The sequence below is a fragment of the Pikeienuella sp. genome (assembly GCF_046290545.1).
GTDB lineage: Bacteria > Pseudomonadota > Alphaproteobacteria > Rhodobacterales > Rhodobacteraceae > Pikeienuella.
Map to the genome: position 1 here is coordinate 703,971 of NZ_JBKAGV010000017.1, position 23,945 is coordinate 727,915.

Sequence of the window (23,945 nt, forward strand, 5' to 3'; positions counted from 1 at the left end):
CCCTGCATGCAACTTTCACTCGCGAAGTGTGAAAAAAGCCGCACCTCGCACGCCGAATTCGGCCCCTCCGGCCGGAATATGCGCCGCCAAGTGACGCGAATCTGCAACTTGCCCCTCGCCTCCCTTCCGTAGGATTTAAAGGAAGCCGTAATGAATCCCGCGGGATAAGCGGGATCATAGAGAACGAACCGAGGGCAATGTGACTTTCCACACGGAACAGAACGTGACGTGGTCGCGAAGGAGTCTGCTGGGTCTGATCGGTGGCGGCGTCGCCGCCGCCTTCGCCCCCGCCGCACTCGCCGCGCCTCCCGTCCTCACCGGCGCGGGGGACATCCGCCGCGTCAAGCTTAGCAACCCGCGGACCGGGGAGGTGGTGAACACCGTCTACTGGGTCGAGGGGGAGTATATCCCCGAAGCCAAGGCGGAGATCGACTTCATCCTCCGCGACTGGCGCGAGAATCTCCTGATCGACTACGACCTCCGGGCCGTGGACATTCTTGCGGCCACCTACCGGCTGCTGGAGACCAACGAGCCGATCAGCGTCGTCTCCGGCTATCGCAGCCCGGTGACCAACGCGCTGCTCCGCCGGAACTCCCGTGGTGTGGCGCGCGACAGCTATCATACCAAGGGCATGGCCATCGACCTGCAGATGAAGGGCCGGTCCCCGTCGCAGATCCGCCGCGCGGCGAAGCGGCTCGGCGCCGGCGGCGTCGGCGGCTATCGCAGCTTTACGCATATCGACAGCGGCCCCGTTCGCGCCTGGGGCCGGGCCTGATCCGCCAGAACTGAGCAACGGGGCGAGCCGCAACCGCGGCCGCCCGGCGATCAGTAGCGGTCCAGCACCGTCTTCACCGTTTCGAGAGAGGCCGCGGCGACGGCGACCCGCGCGCCTGCCCGGCGGCAGTCGGGGTCGTTACGCCGATAGTCGAGCGAACAGTGGATCGCCTCGACAAGCGCCGCCTTCTGAGCTTCCACGTCCCGGCGGAAGGCGTTGAAGGGCTCGATGGAGCCGCCCGGCCGCAGCATCCGCCCGAACGCCGCCAGCACGTCATCGCAGCTCACCGCCTGTCCGCGCAGCGCCTCCGCCAGCGCGGCGGGCGCCGCGTTCGCCCGGCAGAGCTTCCAGAGGATGTCCGCCTGCACGACGGGGTGAAGCCGGATCAGCGTGCGATAGCGCCCGCGCACCATCTCGTAGCCCCAGGCGACGTTCTTCGACGGCCAGAAGGAATAACTCTCCACGAAGGCCCGTGGGTCGATCGTCCCGCCCGGCCCCTCGGGTGGCGGTACATAGCGCGCGGGGCGCGGCGGCGCCGACACCCCGTCCCGCAAGAAGAGATAGGCGACCGTGCCGGCGGGCTGGGGCAGGTCGTCCTCCCCGAGCGGGATCATGGTGAAGACGAGGCCGAGCGGCTCCGCCGTCGCGACATAGAGCGACTTGCCGCCCGGCGCGTCCACGATCGCCTCCGCGCCGGTCGGGAGCGGCGTCGCCTCGAATTCGAAAACGGTCCCGTCAGGCCAGGTCAGCCGCGCGTCGAGCCCCTTCCGTCCCTCGGCGAAGTCAAGCCGCATGCCTGCTGCCGAGTCGATGCCGAAATAGCCGCCCATCACCTCCGCCGCCGCGGGGCGCAAGAGCGCGAGAAGCGCGAGGAGGGCGAGGAGGGCGAGGCGCGGCGTCGTCATGCTTTGTCCTTCGGGCCGGGACGGCTATAGAGACTTACCGCAGCGCCGCGGCGCGATAAAGGCGTGAGCCGAAACACGGGAGGGAGGGCTTATGCCTACGGACTGGGACAAGCTGCGAGTGTTCCACGCGGTGGCGGAGGCGGGGAGCCTCACCCATGCCGGCGAGGCGCTGCATCTCAGCCAGTCCGCCGTCAGCCGCCAGATCCGCGGGCTGGAGGAAAGCCTCGGCGCGACGCTCTTCCACCGCCACGCCCGCGGCCTGATCCTGACGGAGCAGGGCGAGCTTCTCTACGGCGCGGCGCGGGACATGGCCTCCCGCCTCAACCTCGCCGCCGCGCGCATCCGCGACGCGAAGGACCGGGACGGGGGGGAGCTTCGCGTCTCCACCACGCACGGGCTGGGCTCGCTCTGGCTCGCGCCCCGGCTCGGCCGGTTCTTCACCGAATATCCCGATATCTCGATCGACCTCGTGCTCACCGAGCAGGTGCTCGACCTGCCGATGCGGGAGGCGGACGTGGCGCTGATGCTGCGCGAGCCCGAACAGGCGGAGCTGATCCGCCGGCCGCTGACAGAATCCGCCATCCGCTTCTACGCCTCGCGAGGCTATATCGAACGCTACGGAGCCCCGGCCTCCAGCCTCGAATTCCGGCATCACCGGCTGATCTCCTACCGCGCGGAGCAGAAATCCCCGCTCCCCGTCGCGGTGACGGACTGGCTGGCGACGACGATGGAGATCGAACACAAGAGCGATCTCTCGGTGAACAACTACTTCGCCGTCATGCAGGCGGCCGAGAGCGGGATCGGCATCGCCCCACTGCCCGACTATCTTTCTGCGCTCAACGCCGATCTCGTGCAGGTCGCTCCGGACCTCGTGAGCCCGAATTTCACCATCTACATCGCCTATGCGGAGGAGCTTCGCCGCTCCCGCCGCGTCCTCGCCTTCCGCGACTTCGTTCTCGCCGAACTCGCCTCGCTGAAGTCCTCGCTGGCCGCTGGCTGAACAAGGCTGCCGAGCCATGCGTCAGGCGCAGGGCTGGTTTGCGCGATTTCCGGGCACTTATTTCTTGCCGCGCCGCACCATCGCGCCTATTTGTTCTATCAGGCGATGCTTCGGCGCGACACTGTTGCGGCTCTGCATCTCCTACCTCCCTGTTGGACTAGGCCGAGCGCAAGCTCGGCCTTTTTTTTGGCTATCCAGCGGAGTTGCCCTGCGGGCGCGCGGCTCCCTCACCGCCAGAGCCGGTCCCCCGCCGCCATCGCCGCCGGGTTCCCCTCGTAGAGCGAGGCGACCGTCGGGCCGTAGCCATTGTAGATCACGGTCGGGATGCGCTCGCCCGTCCCGATGTCCCGCTCCGTCGCCTGTGACCAGCGGGGATGCGCGACCTCCGGGTTCACATTGGCCCAGAAGCCGTATTCGGAGGCCTGCAGCTCCTCCCAGAGGCCGAGCGGCTGCCGGTCCGTCAGGGTGATCCGGGTGATCGACTTGATGGACTTGAAGCCGTATTTCCATGGCAGGTGCAGCCGCACGGGCGCGCCGTACTCGCTTGCAAGGATCTTCCCGTATGCGCCGAAGACGAGAAGCGGCAGCGGATTCGCCGCCTCCTCGATGGTGATTCCCTCGACATAGGGCCAAGGATACCAGCTCTGCCGCTGGCCCGGCGCCATCTCCGGGTCGAAGAAGCTCTCGAACCGCACGAAGCGCGCGGAGGAGAGCGGCGCGGCGAGCGCGATGGCCTTGGAGACGGGCGCCCCGATCCAGGGCGCGACCATCGACCAGCCCTCTACGCAGCGATGCCGATAGATCCGCTCCTCGAGCCCGACCTGCGCGATGAGGTCGTCCATCGAGAGGGTGACTTCCCGCTCCACCATCCCGTCGATGGTGACCGTCCAGCCGTCGGTGACCAGACGCTTCCGCGCCGCCGCCGCGATGTCCTTGGACGAGCCGAACTCGTAGAAATTGTTGTAATTCCCGTTGATCTCTTCCGGCGTCACGGGCCTGCCCGCATCCGCGAAGTCCGGGTTCCGCGGCGCGGCGGCGTAAGGGTCTGTCGCCGCGCGGGCGGGGAGGGCGAGGGAGAGGCCTCCGAGGCCCATCCCGGCGAGGATCGCGCGGCGGTTCAGGAACGCCGCCTCCGGCGTCACATTCGATTCAGGCAGGGCCCATTCGGGCCGGCGGACATAGCGCATCACGATCCCCTTTCAGCTGCCGCAAAGATAGGCGCCGCGTCGCCCCCGGTCCAATCACGGGGCCGACAGCGAGATTTCAGCCGAAGCCGGGCGCAGCTATCCCCTGAAGGCGGAGGACGGCCGTCAGGTCCGCATGGTCGAGCCGCGCATTCGCCATCGCCGCCACCGCCGGCTTCGCCCGCCAGGCGACGCCCAGCCCCGCGGCCTCGATCATGGCGAGGTCGTTCGCCCCGTCGCCGATGGCCACCGCATCCTCCGGCCCGGCGCCGATCTCCGCCGAGAGCGCAATCAGCGCCTCCAGCTTCGCCTCCCGTCCGAGGATCGGCTCCGCCACGCCGCCCGTGAGCCGCCCCCCATCGGTCAGGAGCCGGTTGGCCCTGTGCCGCGCGAAGCCCGCCATCGCGGCGACGCGCGCGGTGAAGAAGTCGAACCCGCCGGAGACGAGCGCGGTCAGCGCCCCCGCCCCGTTCATCGCGGAGACGAGCGCCGCCGCGCCGGGGGAAAGCCGCACCCGCTCCTCATGCACCCGCGCCAGCTCCGCCTCGGGAAAGCCGGCGAGGAGCGCGACCCGCTCGCGGAGCGCCGCCTCGAAATCCAGCTCCCCCCGCATCGCCCGCTCCGTGATCGCGGAGACATGCGGGCCGATCCCGGCGAAATCCGCGATCTCGTCGATGCATTCGACCGTGATGATCGTCGAATCCATGTCGGAGATCAGGAGCCGCTTCCGCCGCCCCGCCGCCGGAACCGCGTTCGCGTCCACCGGCGCATGCCCGAGCGCCGCGCGGGCGGCTTCGAGAGCGGGCGCCGCCGGGCCGGGAAAGGAGGCCTCCACCGCCTCCGGCCCGAGCCGGCGCAAGGGCCCCGCCCCCGGAACCGCGGCGAGCGCGAGGCGCGCGAGCTCGTCGCCGAGCGGCCCCGCCGCCGTCAGGACGAGGACGAAGTCCAAGGCGTCAGACGGCCTCTGCCCGGCTCGCCGGCGCCGCCTTCTCCAGCTCCTCAGCCAGCAGGAACGCGAGTTCCAGCGCCTGGCTCGCATTGAGCCGCGGGTCGCATGCGGTGTGGTAGCGGTCCGAAAGGTCGGCCGATTGCAGGCGGTGCATCCCGCCGAGGCACTCGGTCACGTCCTGCCCCGTCATCTCGAAATGCACGCCGCCGCCATAGGTGCCCATCGCCTCGTGGATGTCGAAGAACTCGCGGACTTCCTGCAGCACCTTGTCGAAGGGGCGGGTCTTGTAGCCCGACTCCGCCTTGATCGTGTTGCCGTGCATCGGGTCGCAGGACCAGACGACGGAGCGCCCCTCGCGCTCCACCGCCTTGATGAGGCGGGGCAGGTGCTGCTCCACCTTGCCGGCGCCGAAGCGGGCGATGAGCGTGAGCCGGCCGGGCTGGTTCTTCGGGTTGAGGATGTCGATGAGCTTGAGGAGGTCCGTCTCTGAGATCGACGGCCCGCATTTGAGCCCGATCGGGTTGGCGACGCCGCGGCAATATTCGACATGCGCGCCCTCGGGCTGGCGCGTCCGGTCCCCGATCCAGATCATGTGGCCCGAGCCGGCGATCACGTCGCCCGTCGCGAGGTCGGCGCGCGTCAGCGCCTCCTCATACTGGAGGAGCAGCGCCTCGTGGCTCGTGTAGAAGTCCACGCCCTTCATCTGGTTCGAATTCGTCGCGTTGATCCCGCAGGCCTGCGCGAAGTCGAGCGAGGCGGAGATCTGCTCCGCGAGGCGCATGTAGCGGTCCGCCTGCGGGCTGCCCTTGGCGAAGCCGAGATTCCACATCGCGACGCGCTGCAGGCTGGCGAAGCCGCCCTGCGCATAGGCGCGGAGCAGGTTCAGCGAGGCGGCGGACTGGAGATAGGCCTCCAGCATCCGCTCCGGCGCCGGGATGCGCGCCTCCGCCGTGAAGTCGAACCCGTTGATGATGTCGCCGCGATAGGAGGGCAGCTCCACGCCGTCCACGGTCTCGGTGTCGGCGGAGCGGGGCTTGGCGAACTGGCCGGCCATGCGGCCCACCTTCACCACTGGCCGCTTCGCCGCGAAGGTGAGGACGACGGCCATCTGCAGCAGCACGCGGAACGTGTCGCGGATGTTGTCCGCCGTGAACTCCGCGAAGCTTTCCGCGCAATCGCCGCCCTGGAGCAGGAACGCGTCGCCTTTCGCCACTTCGGCGAGCCGGGCGCGAAGGGCCCGCACCTCGCCCGCGAAGACGAGCGGCGGATACTTGGCCAGCTTCGCCTCCACGGCGGAGAGCGCCGCCGCATCCGGATAGGAGGGCATCTGAAGCGCGGGGCGCGCGCGCCAGGAATCGCGGGTCCAGGGAGATGTCATCCCGTTTCTCCTTCGCTCGGGGGCCGCAACCGGCCCGTGCCGGCCTTCTAGGGCAAGCGGACGGGCATTTCCAGACGGCGCGGCGACTCTGTCGGCGTCGCCTTTGGCGCGCGCCCACCGTTTCTTCCCCCGGCCCCGATCAGCATCTCTCCGGGGGAGAGATGCAGGGGCCGTCGCCCGGAGGCGCAAGCCGGAGGGCGAGGCGCCAAGCCTTCCCGAACGGCTGCATCGGCGCGGCCGCCCGTGGGGCCGGGACCTCGCCGCCTGGGGCGGGCGGCCCGCGGCCGTACGCGGGCGGTGGCGGGCGATCTGGGCCACGCGAGCGAGGCCGCACGCTGCTGGGACCGCCTATGCGTCTCGGCGGCGATTCCCGCTTGACCGGCCCCCTTGAAAGGATTTTGTCGCAATCGGGCGTCGGAAAGGGGCGAACACCTATGGAGCGGGCGAAAGGGGCGGAAACGGCGGCGGAGGCGCGGGCCTTCGTCTTTCTCCTGCTCGACCGCTTCTCGATGATCGCCTTCGCCGCGGCGATCGAGCCCTTGCGCGTCGCCAACCGGATGGCGCGGCGGGAGCTCTATTCCTGGCGGCTCGTGGCGGAGGACGGGGCGGTCGCCACCTGCTCGAACGGCACCCGCGTGATGGTGGACGACGGCTTCGCCGATCTCGACAAGGACGCGATGGTCATCGTCTGCGGCGGGCTCGACATCGCCCATACCGCGACGCGCGGCGCGCTGACCTGGCTCCGCAAGCAGGCGCGCCGCGGCGTCGGCATGGGCGCCGTCTGCACCGGCGCCTGGGCGCTGGCGAAGGCCGGCCTGCTTGAGGGCGTGCGCTGCACGATCCACTGGGAGAACCGGGAGAGCTTTCGCGAGGAATTCCCCGATCTCCGCCTTTCGAACCGCTATTTCGAGCGGGACGGGGCCCGCTGGACCTCCTCTGGCGGCGCGGCGGCCTCCGACATGATGCTCGCCATGATCAACGAGGAGCAGGGGAGGGACCTCGCCGCGATGGTGGTGGACCAGCTCGCCCTCACCCCGCTCCGCGCGGCGGCGGACGAACAGCGCCTCTCCGTCCCCGCCCGCATGGGGGTGCGCCATCCGAAGCTCACCGAGGTGATCCGCCGGATGGAGGCCAACATCGAGGAGCCGATCAGCCCCGCCGTCCTCGCGGAGGAGAGCGGAATGTCCACCCGGCAGCTCGAACGGCTCTTCCGCCGCTATCTCGACCGCTCGCCGAAGCGCTACTACATGGAATTGCGGCTCCAGCGGGCGCGAAACCTCCTCCTCCAGACGGACATGAGCGTCATCAACGTCGCGCTCGCCTGCGGCTTCACCTCGCCCTCGCATTTCTCGAAATGCTACCGCAGCCAGTATGACCGGACGCCCTATCGCGAGCGCGGCGTGGCGGACGCCGCGCCGGCGACGCGGGGCTGAGGCGCCTCAGCGCCGGCGGCGCATCCGCAAGGCGAGGAGCCCGAGGCCCAGGACAAGCAGCGGCCCGGAAGCCGGCAGCGGCACGTTGGAGACGGCGGGCGGCGGCTCCTGATAGACATAGCGAAGCGTGAGCCCGCCCGAGACGGAGCCGTTCGCACTCACCGCCACCGAAAGCGGGGTGACAGTCCCCGCATCGCACGCCGCCTGATCCTCTGGCGCGCAGGACGTCAGGTCGGCGATGATGGACCGGCGCGAGACGCCGAACCGCGGCATCACGGCGAGCGAGAAGGCGATCTCGCCCGACCCTTCGAACGAGTCCATCGTCGCCCCCTCGCGGAAGGCGAAGGCGGCGAGCGTCGCGGGCGAATAGCTGATCGTCACGCTCTCCGAGCCGCCGAGCGCGCCGCTCCAGTCCTTAGTCTTCGCGCCCTGGAACCAGCCGATCAGCGACCTGTCCTCCAGCTTCAGCACCGTGTCGAGCTGGGCGAAGGTCTTGAACCGGAGGTCGAACGGATTGGGGTTGGAGACGTCGACCGCAAAGCCCGTCAACCCGGCGGAAAGCGCGATCTCCACCCGCGTGAGGAGGCCGAGCGCCCCGTCAAACCGGTCGAAGACGAGCGGCGGCGCGAGCGTCCCCGCGGTTCCGCCGTCGACCGCGACGTCGAAGGCGCGGTGCTGCTCCAGCGTCACAGTCGCCGCCGCGAGCGGCGTGGCGAAACCGAGAAGGGCGGCAAGCGCCGAAGCCGTCAGGCTCCCCGCTCCACGCCGCAATCCGAACGCGAGTCGCATTTCCTGATCCCCACCGAAGGTTCACAGGTACCTCAAATTTTTCCCTTCCGTGAGTGCCGAATCACACGGAGACTGGCGTTTACGGCGATTTCTGCCCAATGCTGGCGACATGCGGCAACCCAAGATCATCAGCGCCCTCGCGACCTACAACCGCCGGGAGGCGCAGGCCGATCTCTTCGCCGGAATCACGGTGGCGATGGTCGCCCTCCCGCTCTCCATCGCCATCGCCATCGCCTCCGGCGCGACCCCGGCGCAGGGGCTCGTCACCGCCATCGTCGCGGGGTTCCTGATCTCCGCGCTGGGCGGCAGCCGGGTGCAGATCGGCGGGCCGACCGGGGCCTTCATCGTCGTCGTCTACGGCGTCATCGCCGCGCACGGCTATGACGGGCTGGTGCTCGCCACCTTCATGGCGGGCCTCATCCTCCTCGTCGCCGGTTGGTTCAGGGTGGGGCGGCTCATCGCCCTCGTGCCGGAGGCGGTGATCGACGGGTTCACCATCGGCATCGCGATCATCATCGCGGCGAGCCAGATCAAGGATCTCGCGGGCCTGTCGCTGGCGGAGGTTCCGGCCGATTTCCTGCCGAAGATCGCCGCGCTCTGGGCGGCGCGGGGCGGGCTGGATCCGGCCGCGCTCGGAATCGGGCTCGCCGTGATGGCGATGATCGTCCTCTTCCGCCGCGCCGCGCCGAAGCTGCCGGGCCTGATCGTCGCCGTCGCCCTCGGCTCCGCTGCCGCGCTCCTCCTCGGGCTCGATGTGGAGACGATCGAGGGCCGGTTCGGCGCGCTCCCCGCCGCGCTCCCGGCGCCGATGCTGCCGGAGGTCTCATGGGTCCGGATCGTGGAGCTTCTCCCCTCCGCCCTCGTCATCGCCTTTCTCGCAGGCATAGAGAGCCTCCTCTCCGCCATCGTGGCGGACCGGATGATCGGCGGCGCGCACCGCCCGAACGCGGAGCTGATCGCGCAAGGAGCCGCCAATCTCGGCTCCGCGCTTTTCGGCGGCCTGCCGGCGACCGGCGCCATCGCCCGGACCGCGACCAATGTGCGCGCCGGGGGCAGGACGCCCGTGGCCGGGATCGTCCACGCCCTCACGATCCTCCTCGTGATGCTCCTCGCCGCGCCGCTCGCCGGGGCGATGGCGCTGCCGGCGCTCGCCGGGCTCCTGATCCTCACCGCCTGGAACATGGCGGAGCCCGGCAAGCTCTGCGCCCGGCTCTCGGGCCGGCGGTCGGATGCGGCCCTGCTGCTCCTGACGATGCTGCTCACCGTCCTCGCCGATCTCACTGTCGCAATCGGCGTCGGCGTCGCGCTCGGCCTCGCCCTCCGCCTCCTGCGGCGGGAGGCGCCGCCCGCGAAGCATGACCCGCGGGAGCGGTGAGCCGCCGCGTTGACGCCCGCCGGCGCCTCGCCTATGGCCGCGGTCGGGTCGCAGGATGGGCGCAGGCGTGAAACGGTTCTGGAAAGAGGCGAAGGCGGAGGCGGCGGAGGATGGATGGACCGTCCGGCTCGACGGTCGCCCGCTCCGCACCCCCGCCAAGGCCCCTTTCCTCGCGCCGACCCGCGCGCTGGCCGAGGCCGCGGCGGCGGAATGGGCGGCGCAGGAGGCGGAGGTGAAGCCGGCGGAGATGCCCTTCACCCGCGCCGTCAACACCGCCATCGACCGCACGGCGCCGGAATGGGAGGCGGTCGCCGCCGCCGTCGCCGCCTATGGCGGCTCCGACCTCCTCTGCTACCGCGCCGAGGGGCCGGAGGCGCTCCGCGCCCGGCAGGCCGCGCATTGGGACCCGTTACTGGACTGGGCGCGGGAGGCGCACGGCGCCCGGCTCGTCACCGCCTCCGGCATCGTCCACCGCGCGCAGGACGAAGCCGCGCTCGCCCGGCTCGAAGCCGCCGTCCGGCGGTTCGACGCCTACGGCCTCACCGCGCTCTACGACCTGACGGCGCTCTCGGGCTCGCTCGTCATCGCGCTCGCGGTCGCCCAGCGCCGGCTGGAGGCGGGCGAAGGCTGGCGGCTCAGCCGGCTGGACGAGAGCTGGAACGAGGAGTTCTGGGGCGTGGACGATCTCGCCGCCGCCACCGCCGCCCGCAAGGCGCGGGATTTCGAGGTGGCCGCCCGGATGCTCGCCCTGCTCGAAGCCTGACTCAGGCCGCCCGCGCCCGCCGCCAGGTGCGCGCCGCCTCGCCGAAGGCGGCGAAAAGCCGGGCGGAGACGGGGTCCGCCTCCGCCTCGTATTCCGCATGCCACTGCACGCCGATGACGAGCCCGCGCGCCTCCGGCACGCTGATCGCCTCGATCACCCCGTCCTCCGCCACGCCCTCGACCAGCACGCCCCGCCCCGCATCGACGCAGGCCTGACCGTGCAGCGAGTTCGTCACGATCTCCTCCGTCCCGAGCGTGCGGGCGAACCAGCCGCCGGGCGTCAGCGTCACATTGTGGCGCTTGCGGAAGATGATCTCGTGGTTCGTCTCCCCCGGCGGCATCCGGTGGTTCATCTTGCCCGGCAGGTCCCGGATTTCCGGGTGCAGCGTGCCGCCGAGCGCGACGTTGATCTCCTGAATCCCCCGGCAGACGCCGAAAACCGGCATGCCGATCTCGATCGCCGCGCGGATCAGCGGCAGCGTGATGTCGTCCCGCCCCTCGTCATAGGGTTCATGCGCGGGGGAGGGATCATGCCCGTATCGGGTCGGATGCACGTTCGGCCGCGCGCCCGTGAGAAAGAGCCCGTCGATGGCCGAGAGCACCTCCTGCACCGTCACCGAGCAGGGCATCCCCGGAATGATCAGCGGCAACCCCCCCGCCGCCTTCGCGACGGCGGAGACGTTCCGCTCCCCCGCAGCCTGCACGCGGTAGCTGTCATTGATCAGCTGCGCGCCGCCCGAGACGCCGATCACCGGTCTCGTCATGCTCTCACTCTCCCCTTGAGGACGCCTGAAAATGCACCAAAGCGGCCCGTGACGCAATTCCGTCATGCAGGCTGACCCATTTCCTCGCCGCGCCGCCCCTCGCGCCGCGTCGGAACCTGTGGCATTCAGAGCCCGTCGCGGACGTGGCGAAACAGGTAGACGCAGCAGACTTTGACTTGGAGCGCCCGGGGGGAAACGCCCGGTGCGGAACCGCTCAAATTCGGGGAACGCTCTGGGCCGCGGCCCGTGCCGATCCCGAGCCCCGCCCGGCGCGCCGGGAAGGTGTAGAGACTAGACGGGCGGCGCCTAAAGCCTCCGGGCCAGGGCGAAGGGATAGTCCAGACCACGAACGCCGCGGGGCGCGCCCCGGGGCGGCGGCGAAAGCCGAAGTGGTACGAAAATCTGCTTCCCTCCGGGAGTGCGGGTTCGAGCCCCGCCGTCCGCACCACAATCCCTCAGGGCCCCAGCGCCTCCGGTCCGATCTTGCGGAATACCGGTTGGCCGATCTGCCCCATCGTCCGCAGAAGCTCCGTCTTCAGGATCTCGAAGGCCCGCGCCGCTCCCGCCGCCCCGCCCGCCCCGGCGCCATAGGCGAAGGCCCGCCCCGCCAGCGCGAACTCCGCGCCGAGCGCCTTCGCCCGCGCGATGTCCGCCCCCCGCCGCACCCCGCTGTCGAGGATCAGCGTCATCCGCCCCGCGACCGCGGCGGCGATGGCGGGCAGAACTTCGGCGGAGGCGGGCGCGTAATCCGCTTGCCGCCCGCCATGATTGGAGACGACGAGCCCGTCGCAGCCCGCCGCCGCCGCCTTCTCCGCATCATCCGCCCGCATCACCCCTTTGAGGAGGAGCGGGCCCTTCCACCTTTCGCGGAGCCGCTTCAACCCGTCCCAGTCGAACCGGTCCGCGATCAGGAGCCGCTTCTGCACCTCCGCCAGCGTCATCGAGGCGTAGTCGCCGGCCCGCGCGCCCGAGAGATTGGCGAAATGCGGCGCGCCGGCGCGCAGCGTCCCCAGCGACCAGCGCGGATGGAGCGCGAGATCGGCGAGGATCGAGGGCGTCGGGCGGAAGGGGATGCGGAGCCCGTTCCTGATGTCCCGGTCCCGCTTGCCCGTCGTCGGCACGTCCACGGTGACGAGCAACGCCTCGCAGCCCGCCGCCTCAGCCCGGTCGAGGAAATGCGCCGTCATCTCCCGGTCGTTGGAGACGTAGATCTGGAACCAGGCGTAGCCCTCCGCCGCCTCCGCCAGAACCTCCAGCGGGGTCGAGGCGGCGGTGCTGATCGCATGGGGAATGCGCTCCCGCGCCGCGAGCCGGGCGAAGGCGAGGTCCGCCCCCGGCCAGGCCATGTTGATGAAGCCCATCGGCGCGATCCCGAAAGGCGCGGCGTAGGCCTTGCCGAAGAGCGTCGTCTCCGTATCGTAGGCGGAGAGGTCCACCAGATAGCGCGGCGCCAGCGTCAAGGCGTCGAGCGCGCTTCGGTTGCGGGCGAGGCCCATCTCCGATTCCGCGCCGCCGTCGATGAAGTCGAAGGCGAAGCGCGGCAGCCGCCGCCGCGCGCGAAGGCGGAGATCGTCGATCGACGCCGCCCGCTCCAGCCCGCCCGTCACGCCACGCCCTCCGGCGCTACGGAGAGGGAGACGGCGCCGAGCGCGCCGAAATCCATCCGCACCCGGTCCCCCGGTTCAAGCTCGAGGGGGACGGCGCAGGTCCCCGTCGTCACGAACTCTCCCGCGGCAATGCCGACGCCGAGCCCGGAAAGCTCGTTCGCGCACCATGCGAGCGCGATGCGCGGGTCCCCCAGCACGTTCGCGCCGCGCCCTTCGCGCGCGTAGCGCCCGGCGACCGTTCCCTCCATCACATGGGCCGAGAGCTCGAGCGCCCGCCAGTCGGCGGCGACGGCGCCCCCGAGCACGATCTCCCGCGAACAGGCGTCGTCCGCGATCAGCGTCGGCCCGCCGACCCGCGCGAAGTCGAGAAAGCGCGAATCCGGAACCTCGATGGCGAGATGGAGCGAGGCGACCCGCGCCAGAACCTCCTCAACCGTCCACGGCTCCCCGCGGGGCGGGACGGCCTCGCCGAAGCGGAAGGCGAATTCCGGCTCCGCTACCCGCATCCGGTTCGTCGCTAGGGAAACGGTCGTCCCCTCGGGCAGCACCGCGCCGCCCAGGATGCGCCCGGCGAGCGGCCCCTCGACGCCTATATGCCGCTGCCCCGCCGCGCTCGTCGCCGCGATCTTCCACCCCGCGCGGCCCCGTCCCGAAAGCCGCTCCAGCGCCGCCTGCGCCGCATAGCCCTCGGCCCGCGTCGCAGGCTTCAGAGCCGCTGGCAGGTCCTCCATCGCCGTCCCGGCGGCCCAGTTTTCCGAGACCAGCCGCGCGGCCTGCTCCATCGCATTCGCGGTTCCGATGCTCACGGTTCCGGCGCTCCTCTCTTCGTGCGGCGTCGTCCCGCGCCGCTCCGGACAGGCATAGCGGGGAAGGGGGTGCGCGTCTCCGGTCTTTGGTACGACCTTGCCGCTCGCGCGACGACAGTCGCGAGGAGGCGGCGAGTTGCGGAGAAAGGGGCGTTGGCCCAGAAAATAAACGCGGGAGCCACCAGGCGGTTGCTCTCGTTGCGCCCCTGCGCGCCCGCCATGTTCTCAGGGCGGCAACTCGTCTTGGCGTCGAGTGGTGTGATTGGGGGGCCTTGGGTTCAAAAGTAAAAGGAAAAGCGGCTGTTCGCGTTCTGCGCTGATGTCCAGGGCTCTCGCGAACATCTGAGCAGCCAAGGCCCTTTCGTCTTCCCAAGGCTGAGCGGGAGACGGCTTTTCGACACATGTGAGCCTCGCGTGCGGCTTCAATACGCTCCATTACAACTCGCTGCGACGCATCGAGTGTGCGCGGACGGGCTCGGGGTCAGATTGCGCTCTCGTGGCGACTTGGAAAACGCTCGGGCCGAGCGCTCGAGCAACGTCCATCGGAAAGCGCCGCATGGATTGCTCGCCGCTGTCCTGAGGGCGCGACAACGAACTCGCAAGCTGTCGTCGCAGCTATCCTGCAAGTGTCCCGTCCTGTGTCGCGGGAGGGGTGCGAAGCCACCTAGACTCTTGAAGAACGGAACCCTGTCGAGCTGGTTCTGGTGCGGTCGAGAAGACTCGAACTTCCACGGGAGTTACCCCACAGCGACCTCAACGCTGCGCGTCTACCAATTCCGCCACGACCGCACAGTCTCAGGCTTGGTAGCCGGGTCATTAGCGAAACGGCTGACGGGGAGCAAGCGCGAAATTCCGCAGGCCTTCAGGCCCTCAGACTTCCGCGCAACCGGGGAAGGACAAGACGCAGGGCGACCGCCAGCAGGCAGGCTACGATCACCGCCCAGCCGAGCTGGGAGGGCTCTCCGAAGACCATGCGGTTGATCGCCCTCCCGGGCAGGAAGGTGAAGGCCCCGGCGATGATCAGCCCGTTCAGATAGAGGCTCCGGAAGATGGCCTGGTGCCGTTCGAAATCGCGCGCGAGGGCCGCGCGCAGCCCGGCCTGGAGGGACCACAGGGTGAGCGCGGCGAAGGCGTGCAGGGGCCCGAGGCCGATTTCGGTCAGGTGGGACGGGATCGCGAACGAGCCTATTGCGAGAACCGCCATCGCGCCGATCCAGAGATAGCCGAGGGTCTTGTGCAGCCTGTCCCGCCGTCGCCGGAAGAGGACGAACGGCCCCAGCACGACCCCGAGCAATGCTGCGACGATGTGGAACTGTATCTCCACCGGAGCCGTCAGAAACGGGGAAAGCGTCATGTCGTCCTCTTGCCGCGCCGAACTCGTTGCGGATAGGGAAAACCGTACCCGGACGCGTGGCGAGGGAGGATGCGCAAGTGACGGCTGGCGTTCGTGAGTGACACCGGATCGTATCCCGCGCTTCGCGAGTTGCGGCTGCATCTTGTCCATCCGCTGACCCTGACGGCGCTGGGCGCCGTCAGCGCCGTGCTGAGCCTCATCGGCCCATTCGGCACGCTTTCCTCCCTCCCCCTGCTTCCCCGGGCGGCGTACTGGACGTTCCTGACCGTGGCCGGTTATGCGACAGGCTGCCTCGCGGCCGACGCCTTGCTGCGGCCGTCCGCCGCCCCGGCGCGACATGTCCTGAGGATCGCCGCGGCGGGCGCCGTGACGGGAACCGCGATGACCGCGCTGGTCAGCCTGCTGAACGTGATGGTCTTCGGCCTCGCCCTCTTGCAGGACGGGTTGCCGGCGCTGGCCGCCACGACGCTCCTGATCTCAATGATCGTGATGGCGGCGGTGGACCTTTTTCGGCGCCGGCTGGCGCCCGAAGCCCCGGCGCAGGGGCCCTCGCGGCCCCGTCCGCCGATCCTCGACCGGCTGCCCCTTGAAAAGCGCGGGCCCCTGGTGGTCCTGTCGGTGGAGGACCATTATGTCCGCGTCCGCACGACCAAAGGCGAAGAGATGATCCTGCTGCGGCTGGCCGACGCGATCCGCGAAGTCGGCTCTTCGAGGGGCGCGCAGGTCCACCGGTCCCACTGGGCCGCGTTCGACCAGGTGGTTTCCGTCACCCGCGACGGCGACCGCGCCATCCTGACCATGACGGCCGGCGGCGACGTTCCCGTCAGCCGGCGCCACATTCCGACAATCAGGGAGGCCGGGCTCCTGCCCCGGTAGACAAGATGGTCGAGTGGCGCATCTCGGATGGGCTGACGGACTACGCCGAGGCGCTCGCCTGGCAAGAGGCGCGCGCCGCGGCGATCCGCGCCGGCGAGGCGGAGGAATGCGTCTGGCTGCTGGAGCATCCGCCGGTCGTCACCGCCGGGACGAGCGCGGCGCGGGAGGACCTGATCCAGCCCGGCCGCTTCCCCGTGGTCGAGACAGGGCGGGGCGGGCAGTACACATATCACGGGCCGGGTCAGCGCGTCGTCTACGTGATGCTCGACCTCGGCGCGCGCGGGCGGGACGTGCGGGGCCATGTCTGCCGGATGGAAGACTGGATCATCCGCGCCCTCGCCGAATTCGGCGTGAAGGGGGAGCGGCGGGCGGGGCGCGTCGGCGTCTGGGTGGTGCGGCCGGAGCGACCGCCGGGGCCGGGCGGCGCGCCGGTCGAGGCGAAGATCGCGGCGATCGGCGTTCGGGTGCGCCGTTGGGTCGCGTTCCATGGCTTTTCGATCAACGTGGAGCCCGATCTGGACCATTTCCGCGCCATCGTGCCCTGCGGCATACGCGATCACGAAGTCACCAGCCTTGTTGATCTCGGCGCGCCGGCTGTTATGTCTCAGGTCGATCTGGCGCTGGAAGCGTCCTTCCGCGCCGTATACGCAGGCGAAGGCCTGAGAAAGACCCGAGGAGGAAGACCATGATCCGCATCGCCGCCATCGCCGCGATGACGCTTTTCGCCACCTCCGCCCTGGCTGACGGCGACGCCGCCAAGGGCGAGGACACCTTTGCGAAGCGCTGCAAGACCTGCCACATGATCTCGAACGCCGGAGAGGACATCGTGAAGGGGGGCAGGACCGGGCCGAACCTTTACGGAATCGTCGGCAAGGCGGCGGCGAGTTCCGACTTCAAGTACGGCGACTCGGCCAAGGCCGCGGGCGAGAAGGGCCTGGTCTGGGACCAGGCCCAGATCATCGCCTATCTTGAGGATCCGAAGGCGTTTCTCGTCGAGTATCTCGGCGACTCGAAGGCCCGCTCCAAGATGGCCTTCAAGCTGAAGGACGAGGGCGACCGCGCGGACATCGCCGCCTATCTGGCGACCTTCTCCGCCACCAACTGATACGAGAAAGACGCAACGACGCGCCGCCCCGGCCTCCGGGGCGGCGCGCGCTATTTCAGGAGCGGGCGCCGCGCAGCGAAATGGCGAAGACATCCGCTTACGCAGCCCTCCGATCCTGCTACTTTCAGGATTGACGATCCGTCGCAGCGCGCGGCGTATCGCCCTGTTGAGGCGGCGCGCGGTTCCCGCTATGCCGACTGTGAATTCCGCTCCGCCCCGGCGGGCCGGAATGCATCCGAGGGAGACTTCACATGGCTGACGCGGCGGCGCATGGCGCCCACGATCACCGTCCCGGGTTCTTCACCCGCTGGTTCATGTCGACGAACCACAAGGACATCGGCATTCTCTACATCTTCACGGCGGCCGCGCTCGGCATCATTTCCGTCGCGTTCACGATGTTCATGCGGCTCGAGCTCATGGACCCGGGCGTCCAGTACATGTGCATGGAGGGCTTCGCGGCCGCCGAATGCACGCCGAACGGGCATCTCTGGAACGTGATGATCACCGGCCACGGCATCCTGATGATGTTCTTCGTGGTCATTCCGCTGCTCTTCGGCGGCTTCGGCAACTATTTCATGCCGCTGATGATCGGCGCGCCGGACATGGCGTTCCCGCGGATGAACAACCTCTCCTTCTGGATGTTCTTCGCCGGCGCGATGCTCGCCGTCCTCTCCGTCGTGATGCCGGGCGGCAACGGGCAGCTCGGCTCGGGCGTGGGCTGGGTGCTGTACGCTCCGCTCTCGACCATGGAGCAGGGCTTCTCGATGGACCTCGCGATCTTCGCGGTCCATCTCTCCGGCGCCTCCTCGATCCTCGGCGCGATCAACATGATCACGACCTTCCTGAACATGCGCGCGCCGGGGATGACGCTCTTCAAGGTGCCGCTCTTCGCCTGGTCTATCATGGTCACGGCCATGTTGATCCTCTTCGCGCTTCCGGTCCTCGCCGGCGCGATCACCATGCTGCTGACGGACCGCAACTTCGGGACGACCTTCTTCGACCCGGCGGGCGGCGGCGACCCGGTGCTCTACCAGCACATCCTCTGGTTCTTCGGGCATCCGGAAGTCTACATCATCATCGTGCCGGCCTTCGGCATCATCTCCCACGTCATTGCGACCTTCTCGAAGAAGCCGATCTTCGGCTATCTCGGCATGGTCTGGGCGATGATCGGCATCGGCGTGCTCGGCTTCGTCGTCTGGGCGCATCACATGTACACGGTGGGCATGAGCGCCAATGCGCAGGCCTACTTCATGCTCGCGACGATGGTGATCGCGGTGCCGACCGGCATCAAGGTCTTCTCGTGGATCGCGACGATGTGGGGCGGTTCGATCGAGTTCAAGACGCCGATGCTCTGGGCGTTCGGCTTCCTCTTCCTCTTCACCGTCGGCGGCGTGACCGGGATCATCCTCTCCCAGGCGGCGGTGGACCGGGCCTATCACGACACCTATTACGTCGTGGCGCACTTCCACTACGTGATGAGCCTCGGCGCCGTGTTCGGCATCTTCGCCGGCATCTACTACTGGTTCGGCAAGATGTCAGGCCGGCAGTATCCGGAATGGGCGGGCAAGCTCCATTTCTGGCTGACCTTTATCGGAACCAACATCACCTTCTTCCCGCAGCACTTCCTCGGGCGGCAGGGCATGCCCCGGCGCTATATCGACTATCCGGAGCAGTTCGCGCTCTGGAATTACGTCTCCAGCTGGGGGGCGTTCCTCTCCGGCGCCTCGTTGCTCTTCTTCCTCTGGATCGTCTGGTACACCCTGACGCGTGGCGAGAAGGTCACCGAGCCCGCCTACTGGGGCCCGCACGCCGAGACGCTGGAATGGACCCTCTCCAACCCGCCGCCGGAGCACACGTTCGAGACGCTCCCGACGCGGGAAATGTGGGACAAGCCGCATCACTGACCGGCCATGACCGACCCTTATGAAAACGAAAGCGCGGCCGGGGAACCCTCCCCGGCCGCATTCTCTTCCGGGGCCGATCCGTTTCGACGGACCGACGCGCCTCTCTGGTCCGTCACACTCTGGCCGCACCGCTCGCTGAAGCCCGAGGGGTTCCGCTGGCTGATGGGGCTTTCCGCCGCGGCGATGGCGCTGCCGATCCTCGCTCTCGCCGGCACGCCGGCGGCGCCTGCGCTCGCCCCCTATGCAGGCGCGGCGCTGCTCGCACTCTGGGGTTTCATGCGCCTATCCTACCGTTCCGGCCGGCTGACGGAGGAACTGCGGCTCTGGCCGGACGCGATCGCGGTGGAGCGGCGGGAGCCGCGGGGCAAGGTCCTGCGCTGGGCCGCCAATCCCTACTGGGTGGACATCACGCTCTCCGACACGCGGGAAATCAGCCGCTATCTCACGCTCAGCGGCGCCGGGCGGCGGATCGAGCTTGGCGCCTTCCTGACGCCGGAGGAGCGGGAGGCGCTGGCGGACGAGCTCCGGACGCGGATCGCCTCGCTGCGGCGGGCGCCCTGAGCGGGCGCCCGCGACGCCGATGAGCTTCACGGCGCAGGCCCATGCGCGCCGCCCGGCGACGACGGTCGCCGTGATCGACCGCTGCCCGGTGATACACCGCGGCCTCGCCGCGATCATGCGTGAGGACGGACGCTTCGAGCTGGCGATGGTCGCGGCGGATGCGGAGACGTTCCTTTCGGACTACGCCGCGCGCGGCGTCGCCGCGCCGATCGACGTCGCGGTTTCGGGCTGGGACATGCCGGGCGGCGGCGGCCTCGCGCTTCTTCGCCGGATCTCCCAGATGGCGAATCCGCCGCGCGTGCTGATCTATACCGGCTCGCTCTCCGACATGACTCTCCGCGCCGCGATCCGGGAGGGCGCGGCGGGCCTCGTCCGGAAGACCGAGCCGCCAGGGCGGCTCCTGCAGGCCATCGCGGCCGTCGCCGCCGGCGGGCGGGACTTTCCTGCGATCCAGCGCCGGCAGGGGCCTTCGGAGGCGCTCACGAAGCGGGAGCGGGAGATTCTCGACGCGCTCGCCGGCGGCGCGACGAACGGGGAGCTGGCGGCGGCGCTCGGCGTCTCCGTCAACACGGTCAAGTTCCACCTCCGCAATCTCTTCGAGAAGCTGAACGTCCGGAACCGCGCCAACGCCGTCGCGCTCTGGCTCAACCGCTGAGCGCCGCCTCCCATTCCGCCTCCACCTCCCGGTCCGAATCGGGCCGGCGCAGCCCGGCGAGCGCGGAGCGTGGCAGGAGGCGTGACAGCGCCCAGACCGCCGCGCCGCGGACGAGCGGGACCTCGTCCGAAAGCCGCGCCTCCGCCGCCGGGGCGAGGGCAGGGGACCCGGAATTGCCGATGGCGACGAGCACGTTGCGCAGGAGCCGCGCCCGCCCGATCCGCTTCACCGGCGACCCGGCGAAGCGCGCGCGGAACCCCGCCTCGTCGAGCGCGGAGAGTTCCTCCAGAAGCGGGCCCTGCATCCCCTCCCTCGCATGGTAGCCGATTTCCGCCGCCCGTTCGGCGAAGCGGTTCCAGGGGCAGACGGCGAGGCAATCGTCGCAGCCATAGATCCGGTTGCCTATGAGCGGCCGCATGGCACGGGGGATCGGCCCCTTCATCTCGATGGTGAGGTAGGAGACGCAGCGCCGCGCGTCGAGCCGGAAGGGCTCGGGGAAGGCCGCGGTCGGGCAGATGTCGAGGCAGCGGCGACAGGTTCCGCAATGCTCGCCATGCCGAACGTCGGGCGCGATTTCCGCCGTCGTGAAGATCGCGCCGAGGAAGAGCCAGGAGCCGAAGTCCCGGCTCACGAGATTGGTGTGCTTGCCGCGCCAGCCGAGCCCCGCCGCCTCCGCCAGCGGCTTCTCCATCACCGGCGCGGTATCGACGAAAACCTTGATCTCCGCGCCCGTGAGGGCGACGAGCCGGCGCCCGACGCGCTTCAGCCGCTTCTTCACGAGGTCGTGGTAGTCCTTCCCCTGCGCATAGACCGAGATGACGCCCCGCTCCCGCGCCGCGAGGAGCGCCATCGGGTCTGCCTCCGGCCCGTAATTCTCGCCGAGCATGATGACGGAGCGCGCCTCGGGCCAGAGCGCCCGCGGGTCGCCCCGCCAGGCGCTCCGCTCCGCCATCCAGCCCATCTCGCCATGCATCCCCGCTTCGAGGAAGCGGGCGAGGGCCGGCGCCGTCTCCGCCGCCATCGCGCCGGGCGCCGTGACTCCGAATGCGGAGAAGCCGGCGGCGCGCGCCTCCCGTTCAAGCTCCTCGCGGAGCCCCGCGCGCATCAGAAGTCGAGATCGGCGTAATGCGGCTTCGGCGGGAAGCCGGGCATGTGGTCCGCCAAAAGCGGGCGGAAGCAGGGGCGGGACTTCACCCGCGCATACCAGTCCTTCGCCGGGGGCGAGATGTCCCAGGGGCAGTCGCCGCAATAATCTAGGCAGGAGAGATGCGCCGCGGCCGCGAAATCGGCGAGGGAGAGATGATCCCCAGCCAGCCATTTCCGCCCTTCGATCAGCCAGCCGATATATTCGAGGTGATGCTTCACGTTCTTCGCCCCGGCCTTGACGAAGGCGCTTTCCGGATAACCCTCCTTCTTCAGCCGCTTGTTCACCCGCTCATAGACGAGGTTGACGGTGACCTCGCGGTGGAACTTGTCGTCGAACCAGGCGACGAGCCGCCGCGCCTCCGCCCGGTCGATCGGGTCGGAGGGGAGGAGCCGCGGCTCCGGCCCCGTCTCCTCCAGATATTCGCAGATGGCGTTGGAGTCGGAGATAACGGCGCCCTCCGCGCTCACATAGACCGGCACTGCGGCGGCCGGGTTGAGGCGGAGGAAGTCGATCCGCCGGTCCCACGGACGCTCCTCCACCAGCTCCACGTCAAGCCGCTTCTCGCCGAGCACGAGGCGCACCTTGCGGCAGAACGGCGAGAGGGGCAGGTGGAAAAGGCGGCGCATCGCGGAACTCCGGGGATTTCAGCCTGATTGCCCCGCGCCGGGGCGGATTGCAACTAAAGGGCGACGCAGTCCGCCCGCCCGTCCGCGCGCAGCGTCTCCGCCCCGGAGGCCGCGGCGCGGGCGCGGCCCGCGACGAAGGAGGAGGGGCGGGAGGCGCTCCGCGCCTTCGGATTAGGGAGGATGGCGGCGATGCGGGAGGCTTCGGCGAGCGATAGGTCGGCGGCGGGCTTGCCGAACCAGTGGCGGGAAGCCGCCTCGGCCCCGAACACGCCCTCTCCCATCTCCGCGACGTTGAGATAGACTTCCATGATACGCGCCTTGGGCCAGGAAAGCTCGATCAGCACGGTGAAGCCGGCCTCCAGCCCCTTTCGCAGCCAGCTCGAATCCGGCCACAGGAATACGTTCTTCGCCACCTGCTGCGAAATGGTGGAGGCGCCGCGGCGGCGATCCTCCTCCGCCATCGCCTTCCTGATCTCGACGAAGTCGAAGCCGATATGCTCGCAGAAGCGCGCATCCTCCGCCCCCATTGCGGCGCGGGCGAGATGGGGGGAGATGTCCTCCAGCCGCCGCCACTCCCGCTCCACGTCGCCGAGACGGACCCATTCGCTCACGATCAGGACGGTGACGGGCGGGTTGATCCAGCGATAGGCGACAACCCAGAGACAGAGGCAGGCGGCGAAGATCAGGGAATACTTGATCGCCCGCCGCAGAAGGGCGCGGAGCCGCCGCCTCACAGGAGGCGGAGCCGCGCCTGCGGCGAATCCCGCCGGTCGCGGAACCGCGCCTCCAGCGTCTCGCCCCCGGCGGCGGCGGCGAGAAAGTCGAACGCGCCCTGCCGGTCCGGCGCCGCGAGGTATTTCATGTGGAGGCTCATTGCGCGGAACCGCGTTCGCCGGTCCTCCGGGTCGGGCCGCGCGGGGCCGAACTTCGCGGAGATCACCTTGGGCGAGCGCGCCGCGGCCGGCGCCGCCTCCAGCATCAGGAGCGGGTCGACGAGGCCGAAGGAGAACCAGTCCCGCTTCGAGGAGACGTCGAGCCAGAAGATGTCCGGGTCCGAGGCGACAAGGATCATGTCTTCGCCATAGGCCTCCGCCCCCGGCCCGCCCGCCGCCGAGACATAGCCGCCGACCGAGCCGAGTGTGAGGAGCGAGAGGCGCGCGCGCCCGCCGCTCAGGTCCACGTCGATCCGCATCGCCGCGGCGAGCGCGCGGATCGCGATGACGGCGCCGAGCGAATGGCCGACAATCAGGATCTCGTCCACCCCGTCCGCCTCCGCGGCGGCGATGCTCTCCGCGATGCGGGCCGCGAACTCCGCCTCGCGCATCTCCATACGGCCGGAGGGCGGGCGGTCCGCCGCGAGGCGGAAGAGGAACTCGAAAAGCCCGAGCATCAGATGCGAAAAAAGCGCCCGCTCCGCCCGGACGGAGGCCCAGAGCCCGAGAAGCGCGCCGAGCGCCGCGCCCGCATCGCCCCAGCCAAGCCCCGCCAGGTCGCCGAGCGCGCCCCCCGCCGCCGCGCCTGCGACGAGGAAGGCGGAAAGGATGACGACAGGGTAGAAGAGGAGCCCCGCCGGCCCTTTCGAAAAGGAGAAGACGCGCCGCAGCCCTCCCGTCGCCGCGAAGCGCGCGAGCGCCGCGGCGCCCGAACCGAGCCGCGCGAGGAGAGGCCGCGCGCGCCACTGCCTCACCACATCCTCGTAGCGCAGGATCTCGAAAACCGTTTCGACCGGCGTCTCCAATGGCCCCGCGCCCCCCCGCGCGGTGATGCGCCAGCCTTCGGAGACGGGGGAGAGCGGGCCGACCGCGCTCATCGCCGGGGGCGTCCCGCCCCGCTCTGCGCCCGCGCGGGCGATGAGGCGGCGATAGCGCTCCGTCGGCGCCGGGTCGAATCCGTGGAAATAGAGCACGCGACGGCGCCTGACGCGCCGCGCCGCCTCGGCGCCTTCGAAGGGCGCGGTCTCTCCGACGTCCAGGCTCATGGCGCGGGAAGG

The 23,945-nt window shown here is 69.8% G+C and carries 24 protein-coding genes and 1 tRNA gene; 11 read left to right on the forward strand and 14 right to left on the reverse strand.

Translation table 11 applies throughout. The features are described from left to right. The first annotated feature begins 223 nt into the window (after positions 1 to 223). A complete protein-coding gene (locus tag ACE37J_RS19865; RefSeq protein WP_409714807.1) occupies positions 224 to 775 on the forward strand; it encodes a YcbK family protein in 552 nt (183 codons plus the stop codon). 50 nt (positions 776 to 825) lie between these two features. Here ACE37J_RS19865 and ACE37J_RS19870 read toward each other — a convergent pair whose 3' ends face one another. Beyond that, entirely contained in the window at positions 826 to 1,680 is an 855-nt protein-coding gene (locus ACE37J_RS19870; RefSeq protein WP_409714810.1) for a hypothetical protein, read from the reverse strand. Positions 1,681 to 1,771: 91 nt separating this feature from the next. Here ACE37J_RS19870 and ACE37J_RS19875 point away from each other — a divergent pair, with 91 nt between their 5' ends. Next, positions 1,772 to 2,680, forward strand: coding sequence for a LysR family transcriptional regulator (locus ACE37J_RS19875; protein ID WP_409714813.1), 909 nt, complete (start codon positions 1,772 to 1,774; stop codon positions 2,678 to 2,680). A gap of 227 nt (positions 2,681 to 2,907) precedes the next feature. Here ACE37J_RS19875 and msrP read toward each other — a convergent pair whose 3' ends face one another. From msrP to ACE37J_RS19890, 3 genes are all read right to left on the reverse strand, one after another. Continuing rightward, positions 2,908 to 3,867, reverse strand: coding sequence for a protein-methionine-sulfoxide reductase catalytic subunit MsrP (gene msrP, locus ACE37J_RS19880; protein ID WP_409714817.1), 960 nt, complete (start codon positions 3,865 to 3,867; stop codon positions 2,908 to 2,910). 76 nt (positions 3,868 to 3,943) lie between these two features. Continuing rightward, positions 3,944 to 4,813 (reverse strand): phosphoserine phosphatase SerB, encoded by an 870-nt coding sequence (serB, locus tag ACE37J_RS19885; protein WP_409714820.1) that lies wholly within the window; start codon positions 4,811 to 4,813, stop codon positions 3,944 to 3,946. A 4-nt stretch (positions 4,814 to 4,817) separates the two neighbouring features. Next, positions 4,818 to 6,191: a class II 3-deoxy-7-phosphoheptulonate synthase gene (locus ACE37J_RS19890; RefSeq protein ID WP_409714823.1), complete on the reverse strand. Its 1,374-nt coding sequence runs from the start codon at positions 6,189 to 6,191 to the stop codon at positions 4,818 to 4,820. Between the two features lie 434 nt (positions 6,192 to 6,625). Here ACE37J_RS19890 and ACE37J_RS19895 point away from each other — a divergent pair, with 434 nt between their 5' ends. Next, on the forward strand, positions 6,626 to 7,624 hold the full coding sequence (locus ACE37J_RS19895) for a GlxA family transcriptional regulator (protein WP_409714826.1): 999 nt from the start codon (positions 6,626 to 6,628) through the stop codon (positions 7,622 to 7,624). A gap of 6 nt (positions 7,625 to 7,630) precedes the next feature. Here ACE37J_RS19895 and ACE37J_RS19900 read toward each other — a convergent pair whose 3' ends face one another. Then, positions 7,631 to 8,413 carry a hypothetical protein gene (locus ACE37J_RS19900; protein ID WP_409714829.1) on the reverse strand — a complete coding sequence of 261 codons (783 nt, stop codon included), beginning with the start codon at positions 8,411 to 8,413 and terminating at the stop codon, positions 7,631 to 7,633. A gap of 109 nt (positions 8,414 to 8,522) precedes the next feature. Between ACE37J_RS19900 and ACE37J_RS19905 the strand changes: the two genes are divergently transcribed. Together ACE37J_RS19905 and ACE37J_RS19910 are read left to right on the forward strand one after the other, a co-directional pair. After that, a complete protein-coding gene (locus ACE37J_RS19905; protein ID WP_409714832.1) occupies positions 8,523 to 9,788 on the forward strand; it encodes a SulP family inorganic anion transporter in 1,266 nt (421 codons plus the stop codon). A 55-nt stretch (positions 9,789 to 9,843) separates the two neighbouring features. After that, a complete protein-coding gene (locus ACE37J_RS19910; RefSeq protein ID WP_409714835.1) occupies positions 9,844 to 10,551 on the forward strand; it encodes an ATP12 family chaperone protein in 708 nt (235 codons plus the stop codon). Between the two features lies 1 nt (position 10,552). Here ACE37J_RS19910 and ACE37J_RS19915 read toward each other — a convergent pair whose 3' ends face one another. From ACE37J_RS19915 to ACE37J_RS19935, 5 genes are all read right to left on the reverse strand, one after another. Continuing rightward, positions 10,553 to 11,314: a gamma-glutamyl-gamma-aminobutyrate hydrolase family protein gene (locus ACE37J_RS19915; RefSeq protein WP_409714838.1), complete on the reverse strand. Its 762-nt coding sequence runs from the start codon at positions 11,312 to 11,314 to the stop codon at positions 10,553 to 10,555. 455 nt (positions 11,315 to 11,769) lie between these two features. Continuing rightward, the gene (locus ACE37J_RS19920; RefSeq protein ID WP_409714841.1) at positions 11,770 to 12,921 is read right to left on the reverse strand and encodes an alpha-hydroxy acid oxidase; all 1,152 of its coding nucleotides are present in this window, start codon (positions 12,919 to 12,921) and stop codon (positions 11,770 to 11,772) included. Continuing rightward, positions 12,918 to 13,727 (reverse strand): 2-keto-4-pentenoate hydratase, encoded by an 810-nt coding sequence (locus ACE37J_RS19925; protein ID WP_409714844.1) that lies wholly within the window; start codon positions 13,725 to 13,727, stop codon positions 12,918 to 12,920. The genes ACE37J_RS19920 and ACE37J_RS19925 overlap by 4 nt, the downstream gene beginning before the upstream one ends. Before the next feature lie 702 nt (positions 13,728 to 14,429). Continuing rightward, positions 14,430 to 14,516: transfer RNA gene (locus tag ACE37J_RS19930), tRNA-Leu, on the reverse strand. A gap of 73 nt (positions 14,517 to 14,589) precedes the next feature. Beyond that, positions 14,590 to 15,081, reverse strand: a complete 492-nt coding sequence (locus ACE37J_RS19935) for a DUF2306 domain-containing protein (RefSeq protein WP_409714847.1) — start codon at positions 15,079 to 15,081, stop codon at positions 14,590 to 14,592. 93 nt (positions 15,082 to 15,174) lie between these two features. Between ACE37J_RS19935 and ACE37J_RS19940 the strand changes: the two genes are divergently transcribed. The 6 genes from ACE37J_RS19940 to ACE37J_RS19965 all read left to right on the forward strand — a co-directional run bounded on the left by ACE37J_RS19940 (position 15,175) and on the right by ACE37J_RS19965 (position 20,182). Next, entirely contained in the window at positions 15,175 to 15,957 is a 783-nt protein-coding gene (locus tag ACE37J_RS19940; protein WP_409714850.1) for a LytTR family DNA-binding domain-containing protein, read from the forward strand. A 5-nt stretch (positions 15,958 to 15,962) separates the two neighbouring features. After that, positions 15,963 to 16,646, forward strand: a complete 684-nt coding sequence (gene lipB / locus ACE37J_RS19945; protein WP_409714853.1) for a lipoyl(octanoyl) transferase LipB — start codon at positions 15,963 to 15,965, stop codon at positions 16,644 to 16,646. Continuing rightward, positions 16,643 to 17,062, forward strand: coding sequence for a c-type cytochrome (locus tag ACE37J_RS19950; RefSeq protein WP_409714856.1), 420 nt, complete (start codon positions 16,643 to 16,645; stop codon positions 17,060 to 17,062). Before lipB ends, ACE37J_RS19950 begins: the two co-directional genes overlap by 4 nt. A gap of 251 nt (positions 17,063 to 17,313) precedes the next feature. Further along, positions 17,314 to 18,966 (forward strand): cytochrome c oxidase subunit I, encoded by a 1,653-nt coding sequence (ctaD, locus tag ACE37J_RS19955; protein ID WP_409714859.1) that lies wholly within the window; start codon positions 17,314 to 17,316, stop codon positions 18,964 to 18,966. A 6-nt stretch (positions 18,967 to 18,972) separates the two neighbouring features. After that, positions 18,973 to 19,527, forward strand: coding sequence for a DUF2244 domain-containing protein (locus ACE37J_RS19960; RefSeq protein ID WP_409714862.1), 555 nt, complete (start codon positions 18,973 to 18,975; stop codon positions 19,525 to 19,527). Positions 19,528 to 19,546: 19 nt separating this feature from the next. Further along, positions 19,547 to 20,182 (forward strand): LuxR C-terminal-related transcriptional regulator, encoded by a 636-nt coding sequence (locus ACE37J_RS19965; RefSeq protein WP_409714865.1) that lies wholly within the window; start codon positions 19,547 to 19,549, stop codon positions 20,180 to 20,182. Here the strand turns inward: ACE37J_RS19965 and queG are convergent. The 4 genes from queG to ACE37J_RS19985 are packed head-to-tail and all read right to left on the reverse strand — an operon-like array spanning position 20,172 to position 23,933. Continuing rightward, positions 20,172 to 21,287 (reverse strand): tRNA epoxyqueuosine(34) reductase QueG, encoded by a 1,116-nt coding sequence (queG, locus tag ACE37J_RS19970; protein WP_409714868.1) that lies wholly within the window; start codon positions 21,285 to 21,287, stop codon positions 20,172 to 20,174. The genes ACE37J_RS19965 and queG overlap by 11 nt on opposite strands. Beyond that, positions 21,287 to 21,955, reverse strand: a complete 669-nt coding sequence (locus ACE37J_RS19975) for a glutathione S-transferase family protein (protein ID WP_409714871.1) — start codon at positions 21,953 to 21,955, stop codon at positions 21,287 to 21,289. Before ACE37J_RS19975 ends, queG begins: the two co-directional genes overlap by 1 nt. A gap of 53 nt (positions 21,956 to 22,008) precedes the next feature. Then, a complete protein-coding gene (gene mtgA, locus ACE37J_RS19980) occupies positions 22,009 to 22,689 on the reverse strand; it encodes a monofunctional biosynthetic peptidoglycan transglycosylase (protein ID WP_409714874.1) in 681 nt (226 codons plus the stop codon). Continuing rightward, positions 22,686 to 23,933, reverse strand: a complete 1,248-nt coding sequence (locus ACE37J_RS19985; protein WP_409714878.1) for a hypothetical protein — start codon at positions 23,931 to 23,933, stop codon at positions 22,686 to 22,688. The genes mtgA and ACE37J_RS19985 overlap by 4 nt, the downstream gene beginning before the upstream one ends. Between the last annotated feature and the right edge of the window lie 12 nt (positions 23,934 to 23,945).